Source organism: Lysinibacillus sp. FSL W8-0992 (genome assembly GCF_038008685.1).
Classification (GTDB): domain Bacteria; phylum Bacillota; class Bacilli; order Bacillales_A; family Planococcaceae; genus Lysinibacillus.
Genome location: NZ_JBBOZQ010000001.1, coordinates 1,976,299 through 1,992,024 on the forward strand (window position 1 = coordinate 1,976,299; position 15,726 = coordinate 1,992,024).

The window sequence follows — 15,726 nt, forward strand, 5'->3', positions numbered from 1 at the left end:
TGATAGATGGGATTTTGTATTTCCCGGGGGGTTTAATTAATGACAGTTTTTCATTTCACAGGCATTAAAGGTTCTGGCATGAGTTCGCTTGCACAAATCTTATTTGATGCTGGTGAACAAGTACAGGGCTCAGATATTGATAAATATTTCTTTACGGAACAGCCGTTGCGTGAACGAAATATTCCAATTTTCACATTTAATGCGGATAATATTAAAGAAGGTATGACAGTAATTGCAGGGAATGCTTTTCCTGATGACCATCCTGAATTAGTTCGAGCACGAGAAATCGGTGTTGAAATTATTCGTTATCACAAATTTCTTGGTGAGTATATTGGCAATTACACATCGATTGCCATTACTGGCGCACATGGTAAAACTTCTACAACCGGCTTAATGGCACATGTTGTAGGCGGCTATAAACCAACTTCTTATTTAATCGGGGATGGTACAGGTGCAGGCCATGAAAATGCTAACTTCTTTGTGATGGAAGCGTGTGAATATCGTCGACACTTTTTAGCGTATAATCCTGATTATGCGGTGATGACAAATATTGATTTCGACCATCCAGATTACTTTGCGAATATTGAAGATGTTTATGCAGCCTTCCAATCACTTGCATTACAAGTGAAAAAGGCGATTATCGCATGTGGCGATGATGAACATCTACAACGTATTCAAGCGAAAGTACCTGTTGTTTATTACGGGTTTGGAGCTGAAAATGACTTTGAGGCACGTAATGTTGAAAAAACAACTGAAGGCACAACATTTGATGTTTTTGTGCGCAATGAATTTTATAGTACTTTCTTTATCCCATTATTTGGCGACCATGCAGTGTTGAATACATTAGCTGTTATTACACTTTGCCAATATGAGGGTATTTCATCTGAAATTATTCAAGAACGTTTAAACACGTATAAAGGTGTAAAAAGACGTTTCACAGAATCGAATATTGGGGATCATGTTTTAATCGATGATTATGCGCACCATCCAACAGAAATTCGTGCAACAATTCAATCGGCTAGACAAAAATATCCTGAACGTGAATTAGTAGCGATATTCCAGCCTCATACATTCACGCGTACCCAAGCGTTTTTACAAGACTTTGCAGACAGCCTTAGTCTGGCTGATACAGCATACTTATGCGATATATTTGGTTCTGCAAGGGAAACACAAGGTGCACTTTCAATTCAAGATTTAGCTTCTCTTATTGACGGAAGCGCTGTAATTACTACAGAAGGTATTGATGTGTTAACAAAGCATAAAGATGCAGTATTCTTATTTATGGGTGCTGGCGATGTTCACAAGTTCCAAGATGCCTTTGAAGATGTACTTAAAAGCAACGAAACAGCTTAATCCGCAAGGAATAAGCTGTTTTTTCTAAAATATGAGAAGGATTTAAGTTTTATTTGTCGAAGATAAGGTAAGTAATAGTATACAGAGAGAAATTATTACTAGCAGGAGGTCTATTTATGGAAGTCATTTTGTATATTGCAGCAATAATAGCAGCGATCGGTTTTTTATTTTTATGTGTGAGCGTCGGTATGACGTTATTTTCACTCAAGTCAATTCTTAACAGTTTATCTGGCACATTAGCAGGCATTGAGAAACAAATGGAAGGGATTACACGCGAAACGACTTCTTTGTTAATTAAAACAAATAGCTTAGCCGAGGATATTCAACAAAAATCTGAACAGTTAAATACTGTTGTTCATGCGGTGAAAGGAATGGGTGACTCTGTAAATGGTTTAAATGCTTCCGTACAGCAAATTACGTCATCGATTTCAAAAAGTGTTGAACAGAATGAAGAAAAAATTGCGCAAGTTGTTCAATGGAGTAATGTCGCAATGGGCATTGCAGATAAATGGAAGAAGCGTAAAGTGATTGAGCAGGCACCAGGGATAATGCCTGAGGACGTATATAGTTTTGAGGAAGTTCAGGCGGACAAGCCGAAAAGAAAATGGGGTCGCAAAAAATAATTATTATTTAGCAGGTGCTTTCTTTATGCCAGCTGAATATAAATAAAGCCTTAGGCAATTTTTATTGTATGACACGTACAAGTGGAAATACATACGTCTAGGCGCATTAGATTATAAAATGGGAGGAATTGTCCATGACTACACAAAAGCCAAACTTTAACGAAGTGAAAGAACAACAACTAGAAAGTACATTGCCACAGCTTTATAATTCGCAGGATTCGATCTATGAAGAGGAGCGTGTAAATATGAAAGATTTCGTCATTGGCGCTTTAGTTGGGGGTATAGTGGGTGCAGCTGCAGGTTTACTATTAGCTCCGAAATCAGGGAAAGATTTACGTAGTGATGTGGCAGTGCAAGCTGTTAATTTAAAAGATAAAAGTGCTGATTTATCATCAACAGCTAAGGATAAAACAGTGCAATTATCAAAACAAATTCAAGAGCAATCTTCGCAATTGGTAGAAAAAGTTAAGACGCTTAAGACTGCAAAAGCACCAACTGTTTTTGATGATGGCACCGTCTCTTTCGAAGGGGAAGAACCGCTTGAGGACTTTATTGATGATGCTAAATCAGAACAAGAAGAAGTTCCAGAAAAAACAGAACAAACTGATGAAGATAAAGCACAAGAGGTTCGTGCTTAAAGTAAAAAAGCTGTAACTAAAAGAAAAAGTGTTAGATTGATTGCAATCAATCTAACACTTTTTTTCTATGCCGTTGTTTTAGGACAATTGCTTTCCGTGGGCACATTACATTGTAAGCTACAACCCTCGGAATGCCTGCGTCTTACGCTGTGTACATTCTGAGCAGGAGTTACCGCCTTCGCAACCAACAACTAGCGAAATACCTTTTTATAATGATAAAGATGCGTCTTCAAGCACTATTTCAAGTTGGTCGCCACCGAAGATTTCTGTATCAAATGTTGCGAGTTGCCCATTACGCAGAATCGTAAAATTACCTTTAAATGTTGTAGGTAGTTGCCAATTTGAAAAGCGGAAAACATCCTGGTAAATCCAAGGACTTCGATCTTTTTCATGAATGGCAATTGTCGCACCGTTGGGAACGGTTGAGAGTGGTGAAACAACTGCCTGGTTAACAACCATTTCATTCGTTGTTTTTTTCAGCTCTAATAGCTCCTGTTGGAAATGAATGATGATTTTATCCTCAAGTAAAACATTCATATGGTCAGCTATTCGCTGTACAGTTGGTAACGACGGTTGCGAAAAGGTAATGATATCGTTATGTTGAACAGCAAATGACAGTTTACCAGGTTTACCGTTAATGAGTAGTTGTGCGGAACAAGCTGGTAAATATAATGGCTTTCCATCTACATAAACAACAAAAGATTCGAATTGCTTTAACAAATTATTATTGTTAGTAGATTTAAATATATCCTCTACCGTTTCAGCTATTTCAAACGCGATAATATCACGATCGTTTAACATAGTATCCATTGATACAGGGGAACCATTGACAGTAATTTTTGGTTCGATAACATACTTTGTTTCTTGAATTGTTACTGTTTTAGTTACCGCTTGATCCACAATATCTCTTACTGTAGCAGTGGCTGGATGACCGTCTTGACCTTCTATTAACTGAATGGCATCGCCTGTTTTAATAATTGTTTTTGTAGAGGCTTGTTGACCATTTACTAAAATTTTTGCTGGTTGACCGTGACCTCCAGGTATGAAAATATCTTGTCCGTTAACACTAATAGATAATCCATGACCTGGCTTGCCATATAATTGTTTAGCCCGAATATTGGCAGCTAAAAATGCATCTCCAACTGTCATTTCTTTTAATTCAAAAAGACGTACAATTTGTTCATTTACTGTTAAGCTCATATATTGTATCGGCATTTTCTTTGCAGCAATTGCGATGCCAATGGGTGTTACTAGCTCAGGAGATGCTTTAATATGCTCTTCCTTTGTTAAATTTTGAATGGCATCGACACCGCGTACGGCAATTCGGTTTGCTGGTAAATCCAGTACTAAGCCAATCTCCGTTGTAAGATTAGGTGTTAAACTACCACCACCAACGAGCATTACAGCTTTTGGGGCAGTCCGATTATTAAGGCGCAATATTTCTTCTCCAATAGACTTCGCAAGTTGTTTAACAGCAGGCTCAATGGCTGTAAGTACTTCTGCTTTTGGATAGTATTGGTCAAAGCCTAAAATATCTTGTATTAAAATTTCCTCAGCACAGTGCAGTTGACGTTTTGCTTCTTCAGCCACTGGGAAATCAAGTAAATAATGGTCGCTGAGCGCCTCTGTAATTTCATCACCTGCTGTTGGCACCATACCGTATGCAACTACTGTACTTTTATCGGTAATGGCAATATCTGACGTACCAGCTCCAATATCGACAAGTGCAACATTTAGACGGCGCATTGTAGGTGGTATTAGAACATTGATTGCAGCAATAGGCTCTAGTGTTAGAGCACCCATTTCTAAATTTGCACGTTTCAAGGCAGCGATAAGAGATTCAACTACAACACGTGGAAGGAAAGTTGCAATGACTTCAATTTGTGCTTCGTCACCTTGCTGATCAAGAAGGCTACCAATTTCTTCACCATCTAAACGGTAATAAAGAACTGAATAGCCAACGCAATAATAGTGACTCGTTTTGGTATCCTCTTTATGCTGTAAGAGCTGTTGCTGTGCCTGTTGAACTGCCTGTAATTCTAAACGGCTAATATCTTCTTCAGTGAATATGGGGCGGTTACGAATATTAATGGTCACGCTTGCCTGCTCTGTTTTTAATGAACGACCTGCAGCAGCGACACTTACTTTTGATAAGGGCCCATACTTGTCTTCGAGCTCTTGTTTAATTTCATTAATTAATTCAGCCACATACATGACATTATGTATTTGACCATCTACCATGGCCCGTTCTTTGTGTTCTTTTACTAAAATATCTTGTACATGAAAATGATCATTATCTTCCTCTAAAATAATGCCAACAACAGAACGTGTACCGATATCAAGTGCAAATAATTTTGAACTCAATGTAATCGCTTCCTTCCTTGAAATAACTCAAAATAATTTAGCGAGTTGAAGCGCTAAATTAAAAATGCGTGACATTCTGAACAACATTGATTATAATGATGCTAATATCTAAAAATGTAACATACATTTCAGAGTTCTGAAAGTGTCTGTCATGGGGAGAGGAGCAAGAAGCATGAGCCAAAAAGATTTAGAAAGCTTACGTAGTCAGATTGACGGATTAAACTTAGAAATTCTTCGTCTAATTAACGAACGTGCAGCTGTAGTAGATGAAATCGGTAAAATTAAAGAAAAACAAGGTGTTAATCGCTATGATCCATTACGTGAACGACACATGCTTGATCTAATTAAAGAACACAATAACGGTCCGTTAAACCAAATGACGGTTGATTATATTTTTAAACAAATCTTTAAAACAGCTTTAAAACAACTTGAAGCTGATAAAAAGAAAGAATTACTAGTTTCACGTAAGAAGAAATCAGAAGATACTGTCATCAATATTAATGGTGAACTAATCGGCCAAGGAAAACCATCCTTCGTGTTTGGTCCATGTGCTGTTGAATCATACGAACAAGTAGCAGCAGTTGCTGCATCTATTAAAGCTAAAGGTGAAAAGTTAATCCGTGGCGGTGCTTACAAACCTCGTACTTCTCCTTATGACTTCCAAGGTCTTGGTTTAGAAGGGCTTAAAATTTTAAAGCGTGTATCTGAAGAATATGGTTTAGGTGTTATTACGGAAATTGTAACACCGGGTCATTTAGAAGAAGCACTTGATTATATTGATGTTATCCAAATCGGTGCTCGTAATATGCAAAACTTCGAGTTATTAAAAGCAGCGGGTGCAACGAACAAACCAGTATTATTAAAACGTGGTTTAGCAGCAACGATTGACGAGTTCATTCATGCAGCAGAATACATTATGTCTAAAGGGAATGAAAACATCATCCTTTGTGAGCGTGGTATTCGTACTTACGAAAAAGCAACGCGTAACACATTAGACATTTCAGCAGTACCAATTTTAAAACAAGAAACACATTTACCAGTATTCGTCGATGTAACACACTCAACAGGTCGACGCGACTTACTATTACCATGTGCGAAGGCAGCAATTGCAATCGGCGCAGATGGGGTAATGGCTGAGGTGCATCCAGATCCATCTGTAGCACTTTCAGATTCACAACAACAAATGGATATTCCAACATTTGATGCATTCTACGAAACGCTACAAAAATTCATGAAGAATCACGAAATTCACGCATAATATTTTCACACCGCTTGCGCAATAAGCAGGCGGTGTTTACTATATCGTGACAAAAAAATGTCTATAATAGTACTATTTGTACTTGGTATTTCATTTCATGTATGTACTCTTCTTGAAAATGGGGCGAAAATTATCGTATGATAAGGCTATAAAAGGAAAAAGGGAGGCACGTACGATGACTGTTACAATTTATGATGTTGCACGAGAAGCGAATGTTTCGATGGCAACCGTTTCTCGTGTAGTCAATGGTAACCAAAATGTAAAACCAGCAACACGAAAAAAAGTATTAGAAGTAATTGAACGATTAGAATATCGTCCGAACGCAGTAGCGCGAGGGTTAGCAAGTAAGAAAACTACAACAGTTGGCGTGATTATCCCAGATATTGCAAATAATGTTTACGCGGAGCTGGCACGTGGTGTAGAGGATATCGCTACAATGTATCGCTACAATATTATTCTTGCCAACTCAGATCAACATGAAGATAAAGAGCTACAGTTGCTAGATACAATGCTAGGTAAACAAGTGGACGGTATTGTGATGATGAGTGATGAAGTAACAGAGAAAATGCAACAAACGATGGATCATTCACCAGTACCAATTGTTCTTGCGGGTTCTGTAGATGAATCACAAACAATTGCCACTGTTAATATTGATTATTTTCAGGCAGCTTATGAAGCAATTTCGTTACTGATTCAAAACGGTCATACACGAATTGGCTTTGTAACAGGTCCTCTTACTTATACGATTAATGGTAAATTTAAGCTTGAAGCTTATAAAAAAGCACTGCAAGATGCAGGGTTAAGTATAGATGAATCACTAATTGCTGCAGAGGAATCTAGCTATGATATGGGCTTAGAGGCTTGGGAAATATTATCTGCCCTTGAAAACCCTCCAACGGCTTATTTTGCAGGAAGTGATGAACTTGCAATCGGTTTGATTCATGGTGCACAAGATGCTGGTAAAAATGTGCCTGAGGATATCGAGGTCATCAGTTTTGAAAATTCTAAGTTAGCTCGTATGGTTCGCCCACAGCTTACAAGTGTAGCATTACCGCTATATGATATCGGGGCTGTAGCGATGCGATTATTGACGAAGCTTATGAATAAAGAGCCTGTAGAGGACGAAAAGGTAGCGGTTATATTACCACACCGTATTGAACATCGCCAATCAGTTAAAAGCAAATAAGAAAAAACACGTAAATCTAATTTTATGATTTGCGTGTTTTTTTATGGGAAAATGTGTGCTTCAGTAAACATTGTTGTCCCCTATGGCGAACGCTTTCCGCAAGGCACAAGAAGTAAGCCGCAACCGTCGCTGTCGCGTCTTACTTCTTGTGCTGTTCCTGTATGCGTCTACGTGGATTAACTATACTAGTAATGCTATGAAAATTCAGAATTGTTTGCGTGCCTGGCACCGCTAAGCACCCGCTAGCTACGCTTTTCTGTGCGGATAATATGTAACGCTTTTTCTAACATTTGCGCGTTCTTTTCTTCAATTTCAGCTTTTCTAGGGATTGGCTCATAGAGTGGGTTAGGATCTTCCCATGTTGGGATAAAAGGAACTGGCGCTTCTGGCTGCCAACGGTCTAACCATGCTTGTGGTAAGGCACCTGTTGGTATTTTTTGATCTGTCATTTCTAGCCATAGCATTGACCATGCCCTTGGCACAACACGCCATATATCGTAACCACCACCACCAACTGCAATCCATTTTCCATCGCAATATTCGTGTGCAAGTTTATGTGCAAGCTTTGGAATTTCTCTATAAATATTCATTGTTCCGTATAAATGTGTTAATGGATCAAAATAATGTGCATCTGCACCGTTTTGAGTTAAAACAACATCTGGTTTGAAAAATTCAAAAACTTCACGCATAGCTTTTTCATATATTTCTAAGAAACTTTCATCCTCGGTAAATGCATCAATAGGAAAGTTAAAAGAAGTACCATAACCTTGCCCATTGCCGCGCTCCGTTATATTACCCGTTCCAGGGAATAAGTAGCGACCTGTTTCATGAATTGATAATGTACAAACATTTGGGTCTTCGTAGAAACTCCATTGTACACCATCACCATGGTGCGCATCAGTATCAACATAGAGTACACGTGCATTGTACTTTTCCTGTAAATAGCGAATGGCAACGGTACTATCATTATATATACAAAAACCGGAAGCACGCCCGCGGAAACCGTGATGTAGTCCACCGCCTAGATTTAGTGCATGCTGAGCCTTTCCTTCCATTACACAATCAACAGCGGTTAATGTACCTCCGACAAGCTGCGCACTTGCTTCATGCATATTTTCAAAGATAGGTGTATCTTCAGTGCCTATACCATAGCTTGCACATTGTGCCTCGCTCAGCTTACCATGGCCTGCATTTTTTACGATTTCAATGTATTTCGGATCATGTGCAAGCAAAAGTTCTTCTTCCGTGGCAATGCGTGCAGGAACGATGTCGACATCATCGAGCGCTCCAATATTTTTAAGTAAATCCATCGTTAGCGTCAAGCGTTTGTGATTGAAAGGATGCGTATCTGAAAATTTATATCCGAGTTGCTCTGGCGAATAAACAAAGACAGCCTTTTTCATTATAAAGAAACACCTGGTAAATTAGGCCATAGCACGTCGAATCCTTCTTGACGAAGATCTTCAATGATAGCAAGTGGGTTTAATGTTTTTACTCGGACGCTTAAAATTTTATTTTGTGTATTTTCAGAATCAGGATATACTAGAACGCTTTGGACATTTGCATGATGGAGATTGAAAATTTTAGTAATTTCAAATAAGACTCCTGGTGTATCGCTAACTCGGATTTCAATTTTGGAGCCAGGTTCAGTGGCACCAGTTAGTTCTATATATGTGTAGAGTAAATCGGTTGTTGTCACAATGCCTACTAGTTTTCCACCAGAGACGATTGGTAAACAGCCTATCTTTGCTTCATAAAAAGTTAATGCTACTTCTTCTACAAAATCAAGTGGATGGCCAACAAGTGGGTTTTTAATCATTATTTCTTCTACCATCGCACTAAAGACTGGAGAATTAGGTTCGTCTTTCAATGAGGAAGGCAAAGCTTCTTTAATATCGCGCTCCGTAATAACACCTAGAACATGACGTTCATTATCGATGACAGGTAAATGACGAACTTTTCTCTCGCGCATCAATTTCAACGCTTCTAAAACAGTGTTTGTCGGAGCCAATGTGTAAGGCTCATCATTCATAATTTCTTCAACAATCATATACTCATCCCCTTTGTGTTGGTTTTAATACATGAAGCGATTTCTAAAACGAAGTCTGTCGAATCTTTCCATTGTTTCAGGGGGCACTCGTTTGCCCTCTCGTGCCATAAGGCAGTTAGCAGGATGAGATGTAATTTCCGGATCATCTGTAGCAAAATATTCGAAGCCAACTGAACTCATCATCCGCTCCATCATTTTGCGGTAATCCCATACATTTAATCCTGTACCTTTTAAGTCCCAATGCCAATAATATTCGGTTGTTATAACAAGGTAGTCCTCCATTTCATCCCCCATGAAGGACACAGCTAACAAGGCTTTACCAGCCCCTGTTCCGCGATAGTCTGGAATGACCTCAATAGCACCTAATTCAATCATATTGTCGATTCTGTCCTCTGCCCACCGTTCAAGCGGATCAGGATATAAATAGGTGACGTAGCCTACAATAATGTCGTTATTTCGGATAATAATAATACGGCCTTCAGGAAGGCCAGCGATTTCTAAGATGGCTTGCTGTTGTTGCTTAGGGGGTCTAAAGGCAACTAATCCCTCGTGGAATGAATATGTAGCTAATTTTTCTGGAGGAACAGGTCCTTCCACATAAACAGTACCATGCTTTGTCTCCTTTGTAACAGAAAAAAAAGTCTTTTTGTGTTCCATAATTACACCACCTGAGTTTAATAATTCCATTATAGCTGATTTAAAGCTGAAAAACGCTTAAATTTACGAAATATAACTACATTTTTGGAAAAATAAAAATATTGAGACATTCTGGTTGAATTCGTGTAAAATAGATTTATATTGCAACTGTTATTTAACAGATAAATGTTGATGTATTAAGCATTGTTCATATTACAACTACATAAACTGTTCTATAACAATTGCTACATAACGTATTTGTCTTTGGAGAAAGTGGCGAATTTTAATATCATTCAGTAGCTGTTTTATATGGCGAAATTGTTTCAATTGCCATTATTTCACTTAATTTTCCAAAAGGGGATGGATGCTCACTTTTTTATCCTTTATAGGGGGCTTCAAGAGAAGATTATTGCATAAGCAAAGTGGAACGAATTGGCAGGCAGCTACGATTACGTTGAGGCGTAATTGCGGGGGATATCGTGAGTACGATTTGAAATTTGCTTACGAATGTACTAAAGCCAAAAAAGGAAGGGGTAAATTCATGGGGATGAAAACAATGGAGAAATTAAAAGCAATACCAGGGCAGTACAACCTGCCAAATTATGAGGAGGTAGCAACAACTCATGATTGGGCAGAAACAGAAAAGGCATTTAGTTGGCATGAAACAGGATTAGTGAACATGGCTTATGAGGCTATTGATCGCCATACCGAAACATCTCGGAAAAATAAAGTAGCATTGTATTACAACGATGGGAAGCGCAAGGAAGCATACTCTTTTAATGAAATGAAAAGGTTGACGAACAAGGCAGCAAATGTTTTTAAATCAGCGACAAACATTGAAAAAGGAGATCGTTTATTTATTTTTATGCCTCGTTCACCAGAGCTTTACTTTTCTTTATTAGGTGCTTTAAAAATGGGCGTTATTGTAGGACCATTGTTTGAAGCATTCATGGAAGGGGCAGTGTATGATCGTCTTTCTGATAGCGATGCGAAAGTGCTAGTAACAACACCTGAATTACTAGAGCGAGTTCCATTAGATAAACTGCCAAACTTGCAACATGTATTTTTAGTAGGGTCCGATATAGAAGAAACGCCACAAATTTTAGATTTTAATAAGCGCTTGAAAGAGGCTTCTGCTAAGTTTGACATCGAGTGGATGGACCGCGAGGACGGTATGATATTACATTATACGTCAGGTTCGACAGGTGCCCCAAAAGGTGTTTTACATGTTCATAATGCAATGGTTCAGCAATATCAGTCGACACAATGGGTACTTGATTTGGGTGAAAATGATATTTATTGGTGTACGGCTGATCCAGGTTGGGTAACGGGGACATCCTATGGAATTTTTGGCCCGTGGTTAAATGGTGTGACAATGCTTATTGTTGGTGGAAGATTTTCGCCACAAGCATGGTATCAAGCGATTGAGGATTATAGTGTAACAGTTTGGTATAGTGCGCCAACTGCATTCCGTATGTTAATGGGGGCTGGTAGTGGAATGCTGGAAAATTATGATTTGTCATCATTGCGTCATGTATTATCTGTTGGCGAGCCACTTAACCCTGAAGTTATCCGTTGGGGTAGTGAGGAGTTAGGACATCGCATTCATGATACTTGGTGGATGACCGAAACAGGTGCACATATGATTTGTAACTATCCGAGCATGGATATTAAGCCTGGATCAATGGGCAAGCCATTACCAGGTGTTCACGCGACAATTGTAGATGATGCGGGTAATGAAGTTCCTCCATTTACAATGGGTAACTTAGCTGTACGTCGTGGTTGGCCAGCCATGATGCGTCAAATTTGGGGTAATCCAGAGCGTTATGAATCATATTTCTTAAAAGGTGAGTGGTATGTGTCTGGTGACTCAGCTTATATGGATGATGAAGGTTATTTCTGGTTCCAAGGTCGAGTGGATGATGTCATTATGACAGCAGGTGAACGAGTTGGACCATTCGAGGTTGAAAGCAAGCTACTAGAACATCCAGACGTAATAGAGGCTGGGGTTATCGGGAAACCGGACCCTGTACGCGGTGAAATTATTAAAGCATTTGTATCTTTACGAGAAGGCGTGGAGCCATCGGATGCTTTAATTGAGGATATTCGCGAGTTTGTGAAAAGGGGCTTATCAGCTCATGCGGCACCGAGAGAAATTGAATTTAAGGAAAAGCTGCCGAAAACACGCAGCGGTAAAATTATGCGTCGCGTGTTAAAAGCATGGGAGTTAGATTTGCCAACTGGAGATCTTTCCACGATGGAAGACTAATGGCATTCAACGTGTAATTTATTTTTATTCAATATATGCATCTAAAGAAGGTAGGAATTCATTCGGTTATCGAAAGGGTTCCTACCTTCTTTTTCTTGATTTACAATAGAAACTATGGATTTTGAACAATTGTAACAGAAGATTGAGAAAATAATATAAATAAATAAAAATTCAGTTGACTTAATAAATATGCAGACGTATACTATTTTTAACTTATTTTAGAGGTGAGTGTAATGAAAGTAGGAATTGTTGGAGCAACAGGATATGGAGGATTGGAGCTTATCCGCTTTTTACATTATCATCCGGCGGTGGAGCACATTGATCTTTTTACATCTTCTGAAGAAGGTGTCGTTTTTTCTACAAAGTTTGGACATTTAGTTACGATTACAGATTCGCCATTGCAAAAAATAGATTATGAAACATTATCGAAAATGGATGTAGTATTTGCTAGTACGCCTTCAGGTGTGACAAGTGAACTGTTACCACCTTTAGTTGGAAAAGGTCCGAGGTTAATTGATTTATCAGGGGATTTTCGATTAAAGAATCCAGTTAGCTATGAAGAGTGGTACGGAAAAAAGGCTGCTCCATTAGAAATTATTCAGCAAAGTGTGTATGGCTTAACTGAATGGAATGCTCATAATGTGAAAAATGCTTCACTCATTGCGAACCCAGGATGTTATCCAACAGCGGTTCTGCTTTCGTTATTACCTTTGTTAAAAGAGAGACTAATAGATTCTAATTATCTCGTGATTGATGCAAAAAGTGGCATTTCGGGAGCTGGCAATAAACCATCGCAAACAACACATTTTAGTGAAGTGAACGAAAGCTTCTCTATATATAAGACAAATACGCATCAACATATTCCAGAAATCGAGCAAGCTATTTCAATGTTTGCTGGTGTAGATACTGCTATTACATTTAATACACATTTAGTGCCGATGACACGTGGAATTTTATCCACTGCATATGCGCCATTAATGCCAGGTATTACAGAGCATCAATTAGTCGCTTGCTTACAAGCAACATACGAAAAACATCCGTTTGTACGGGTTGTAACCGATGTTAATAGCCTTGCTACAAACCGTGTGAAAGGCTCTAACTATTGTGATATTTTCGTAAAAGTTGATAACCGTACAAACCGTGCAACGATTGTTGCTGTTATTGACAATTTAGTTAAAGGAGCAGCAGGGCAAGCGATACAAAATATGAATGTGCAATTGGATTTACCACAAACAACAGGCTTAGACGTCGTGCCGTTTTTTATTTAAGAACCCATTTAAGTGCCAGTCACCCAAACAATTTTGAATTTTCCTAATTGTTTTAGTGCCAGTCACTCTTATCCTGAGGAGGAATACGTTTATGACATTAACAGCATCAACGAACGTTATGAAAAAATTATCAAGTAAAAACATCGTTTCACCGAAAGGCTTTAAAGCAGCAGGTATCCATTGCGGATTAAAGCATAAGAAAAAAGATTTAGCTATTTTAGTTAGTGACGTACCAGCAAGTGTAGCGGGCGTATTTACAACAAATGCAGTTCAAGCAGCACCGTTAAAAGTAACGAAAGAAGTTGTCTACACAACAAAAAAAATACAAGCAATGATTGTAAACTCCGGTAATGCGAATGCATGTACTGGCAAGCAAGGTGTGAAAGATGCGCAAACAATGCAAGCTTTAGCAGCTGAAAAGTTAGGGATTACTGCAAATTTAGTTGGTGTTTGCTCAACAGGTGTAATCGGAGAAATTATGAATATGGAGCCGGTTACTAGCGGGATATCCCAATTAGAGCCGAAGGATAGCTTAGAGAGTGCAATCGATTTTGCGCAAGCAATTTTAACAACTGATACGGTTATGAAAAATACGAGCTATAGCACAATTATTGATGGTAAAGAAATTATTATTGCTGGTGTAGCAAAGGGATCAGGAATGATTGAACCTAATATGGCGACAATGCTAGGTTTTATTACGACAGATGCGAATATTGAATCGGATGTATTGCAAGAGGCGTTATCGGAAATTACAAACTTAACGTTTAATGCGATTACGGTAGATGGAGATACTTCGACAAACGATACGGTAGTGGTGATGGCAAATGGTGTAGCCGGCAATGAACTTTTAACATCTACGCATCCTGATTGGCATAACTTTTACTATACATTAAAAACTGTAGCAGAAGATTTAGCGAAAATGATTGCGAAAGATGGCGAAGGTGCAACGAAACTAATTGAGGTTGAAGTAGAAGGCGCCGTTTCAGATGATGAAGCACGTAAAATTGCGAAAACAGTTGTTGGTTCGCCACTTGTAAAAACAGCTGTATTTGGCTGCGATGCGAACTGGGGACGAATTATTGCAGCGGTTGGTTATAGTGGCGCAACAGTTGATTCTGATAAAATTACAATTCAAATTGGTGGCGCAACAATGGTCGAAAATGGTGAACCGATTGCATTTTCTGAAGATGAGTTAATTCAAATTTTAAAAATGCATGAAGTAAAAATCTTTGTGTCACTTGGCATAGGCGAAGGCAAGGGGCATGCTTGGGGATGTGACTTAACGTATGACTACGTTCAAATCAATGCATCTTACCGCTCGTAAACGTATGGTTATTAAGCTCGGCGGCAGCACGCTTGAAGGCTTAAACGAGGCATTTTTTGAGAATTTTAAAAAACTACAAGATAGCGGAGTAGAACTGATTATTACGCATGGCGGGGGCCCTGCTATTAATCGCGAGCTTGCTGCAAGAAATATTGAATCACATGCATTAAATGGCATACGTGTAACAAGCGCGGCAGCTATTGACATTGTTCAGTCTACATTAATAGGGAATGTTAATCCTTCATTAGTACATGAGTTAACAACAGCAGGAATTGCAGCAGTCGGGCTTAATGGCTTTGATGGTCAATTACTTGTAGCGGACTTTTTAGACAAGGAAACTTACGGCTTCGTAGGTGAGGTGCAATCAGTCAATACATCGTTGTTAGAAGCATTAATTACAGCTGGAATTGTCCCAGTAATAGCGTGTGTTGGGGCTAATCACACTGGGCAAGCGCTGAATATTAACGGAGATACAGTAGCGAGTGAAGTAGCGCTTGCTATTGGGGCAGAAAGTTTACTGCTTGTGACGGATGTTTCGGGTATCCGTATTCAAGATGAATATCAAACAGAAGTAACGCCGCCGTTAATAGCACAGTGGATAGAGGAAGGGCATATTTATGGTGGAATGATTCCCAAAGTACAAGGGGCCATCGAGTGTCTAAATGCAGGCATTCCATCCGTGCAAATTGTTGGAGACACATTAGTCGGCACAACGATTTTGCCGTAATGTAGTTATGTAATAAGTGGACGCCGTGCT

The 15,726-nt window shown here is 38.9% G+C and carries 13 protein-coding genes; 9 read left to right on the forward strand and 4 right to left on the reverse strand.

What is annotated here, in order from left to right; all coding sequences use genetic code 11:
* Positions 1-39: 39 nt before the first annotated feature.
* From murC to NSQ74_RS09815, 3 genes are all read left to right on the forward strand, one after another.
* Positions 40-1,353 carry a UDP-N-acetylmuramate--L-alanine ligase gene (gene murC, locus NSQ74_RS09805; RefSeq protein ID WP_173477571.1) on the forward strand — a complete coding sequence of 438 codons (1,314 nt, stop codon included), beginning with the start codon at positions 40-42 and terminating at the stop codon, positions 1,351-1,353.
* 116 nt (positions 1,354-1,469) lie between these two features.
* The gene (locus NSQ74_RS09810; RefSeq protein WP_340823007.1) at positions 1,470-1,976 is read left to right on the forward strand and encodes a DUF948 domain-containing protein; all 507 of its coding nucleotides are present in this window, start codon (positions 1,470-1,472) and stop codon (positions 1,974-1,976) included.
* A 134-nt stretch (positions 1,977-2,110) separates the two neighbouring features.
* Positions 2,111-2,614: a YtxH domain-containing protein gene (locus tag NSQ74_RS09815; protein ID WP_340823008.1), complete on the forward strand. Its 504-nt coding sequence runs from the start codon at positions 2,111-2,113 to the stop codon at positions 2,612-2,614.
* 207 nt (positions 2,615-2,821) lie between these two features.
* On the opposite strand, the gene NSQ74_RS09820 is transcribed toward NSQ74_RS09815, so the two are convergent.
* Positions 2,822-4,978, reverse strand: coding sequence for a cell division FtsA domain-containing protein (locus NSQ74_RS09820; protein ID WP_340823009.1), 2,157 nt, complete (start codon positions 4,976-4,978; stop codon positions 2,822-2,824).
* Between the two features lie 172 nt (positions 4,979-5,150).
* Here NSQ74_RS09820 and NSQ74_RS09825 point away from each other — a divergent pair, with 172 nt between their 5' ends.
* Together NSQ74_RS09825 and ccpA are read left to right on the forward strand one after the other, a co-directional pair.
* Positions 5,151-6,236, forward strand: a complete 1,086-nt coding sequence (locus NSQ74_RS09825; RefSeq protein ID WP_340823011.1) for a bifunctional 3-deoxy-7-phosphoheptulonate synthase/chorismate mutase — start codon at positions 5,151-5,153, stop codon at positions 6,234-6,236.
* A gap of 175 nt (positions 6,237-6,411) precedes the next feature.
* Entirely contained in the window at positions 6,412-7,422 is a 1,011-nt protein-coding gene (ccpA, locus tag NSQ74_RS09830) for a catabolite control protein A (protein WP_340823014.1), read from the forward strand.
* A gap of 242 nt (positions 7,423-7,664) precedes the next feature.
* On the opposite strand, the gene NSQ74_RS09835 is transcribed toward ccpA, so the two are convergent.
* The 3 genes from NSQ74_RS09835 to NSQ74_RS09845 are packed head-to-tail and all read right to left on the reverse strand — an operon-like array spanning position 7,665 to position 10,129.
* Complete coding sequence (locus NSQ74_RS09835) at positions 7,665-8,825, reverse strand: acetoin utilization protein AcuC (protein WP_340823016.1); 1,161 nt, start codon at positions 8,823-8,825, stop codon at positions 7,665-7,667.
* A complete protein-coding gene (locus NSQ74_RS09840) occupies positions 8,825-9,472 on the reverse strand; it encodes an acetoin utilization AcuB family protein (RefSeq protein ID WP_340823018.1) in 648 nt (215 codons plus the stop codon). The genes NSQ74_RS09835 and NSQ74_RS09840 overlap by 1 nt, the downstream gene beginning before the upstream one ends.
* 24 nt (positions 9,473-9,496) lie before the next feature.
* On the reverse strand, positions 9,497-10,129 hold the full coding sequence (locus NSQ74_RS09845) for a GNAT family N-acetyltransferase (RefSeq protein ID WP_340823020.1): 633 nt from the start codon (positions 10,127-10,129) through the stop codon (positions 9,497-9,499).
* A 520-nt stretch (positions 10,130-10,649) separates the two neighbouring features.
* Here NSQ74_RS09845 and acsA point away from each other — a divergent pair.
* From acsA to argB, 4 genes are all read left to right on the forward strand, one after another.
* Positions 10,650-12,377: an acetate--CoA ligase gene (gene acsA / locus NSQ74_RS09850; protein WP_445669059.1), complete on the forward strand. Its 1,728-nt coding sequence runs from the start codon at positions 10,650-10,652 to the stop codon at positions 12,375-12,377.
* A 233-nt stretch (positions 12,378-12,610) separates the two neighbouring features.
* Positions 12,611-13,645, forward strand: a complete 1,035-nt coding sequence (gene argC / locus NSQ74_RS09855) for an N-acetyl-gamma-glutamyl-phosphate reductase (RefSeq protein ID WP_340823022.1) — start codon at positions 12,611-12,613, stop codon at positions 13,643-13,645.
* Between the two features lie 91 nt (positions 13,646-13,736).
* Positions 13,737-14,969, forward strand: a complete 1,233-nt coding sequence (gene argJ, locus NSQ74_RS09860) for a bifunctional glutamate N-acetyltransferase/amino-acid acetyltransferase ArgJ (RefSeq protein WP_340823023.1) — start codon at positions 13,737-13,739, stop codon at positions 14,967-14,969.
* Positions 14,932-15,696 (forward strand): acetylglutamate kinase, encoded by a 765-nt coding sequence (gene argB, locus NSQ74_RS09865; RefSeq protein ID WP_340823024.1) that lies wholly within the window; start codon positions 14,932-14,934, stop codon positions 15,694-15,696. Before argJ ends, argB begins: the two co-directional genes overlap by 38 nt.
* The last annotated feature ends 30 nt before the right edge of the window (positions 15,697-15,726 follow it).

Coding starts and splice junctions, on each gene's coding strand:
- murC (WP_173477571.1), top strand. CDS start 40: ATGACAGTTTTTCATTTCACAGGCATTAAAGGTTCTGGCATGAGTTCG.
- NSQ74_RS09810 (WP_340823007.1), top strand. CDS start 1,470: ATGGAAGTCATTTTGTATATTGCAGCAATAATAGCAGCGATCGGTTTT.
- NSQ74_RS09815 (WP_340823008.1), top strand. CDS start 2,111: ATGACTACACAAAAGCCAAACTTTAACGAAGTGAAAGAACAACAACTA.
- NSQ74_RS09825 (WP_340823011.1), top strand. CDS start 5,151: ATGAGCCAAAAAGATTTAGAAAGCTTACGTAGTCAGATTGACGGATTA.
- ccpA (WP_340823014.1), top strand. CDS start 6,412: ATGACTGTTACAATTTATGATGTTGCACGAGAAGCGAATGTTTCGATG.
- NSQ74_RS09835 (WP_340823016.1), bottom strand. CDS start 8,825: ATGAAAAAGGCTGTCTTTGTTTATTCGCCAGAGCAACTCGGATATAAA.
- NSQ74_RS09840 (WP_340823018.1), bottom strand. CDS start 9,472: ATGATTGTTGAAGAAATTATGAATGATGAGCCTTACACATTGGCTCCG.
- NSQ74_RS09845 (WP_340823020.1), bottom strand. CDS start 10,129: ATGGAACACAAAAAGACTTTTTTTTCTGTTACAAAGGAGACAAAGCAT.
- acsA (WP_445669059.1), top strand. CDS start 10,650: ATGGGGATGAAAACAATGGAGAAATTAAAAGCAATACCAGGGCAGTAC.
- argC (WP_340823022.1), top strand. CDS start 12,611: ATGAAAGTAGGAATTGTTGGAGCAACAGGATATGGAGGATTGGAGCTT.
- argJ (WP_340823023.1), top strand. CDS start 13,737: ATGACATTAACAGCATCAACGAACGTTATGAAAAAATTATCAAGTAAA.
- argB (WP_340823024.1), top strand. CDS start 14,932: ATGACTACGTTCAAATCAATGCATCTTACCGCTCGTAAACGTATGGTT.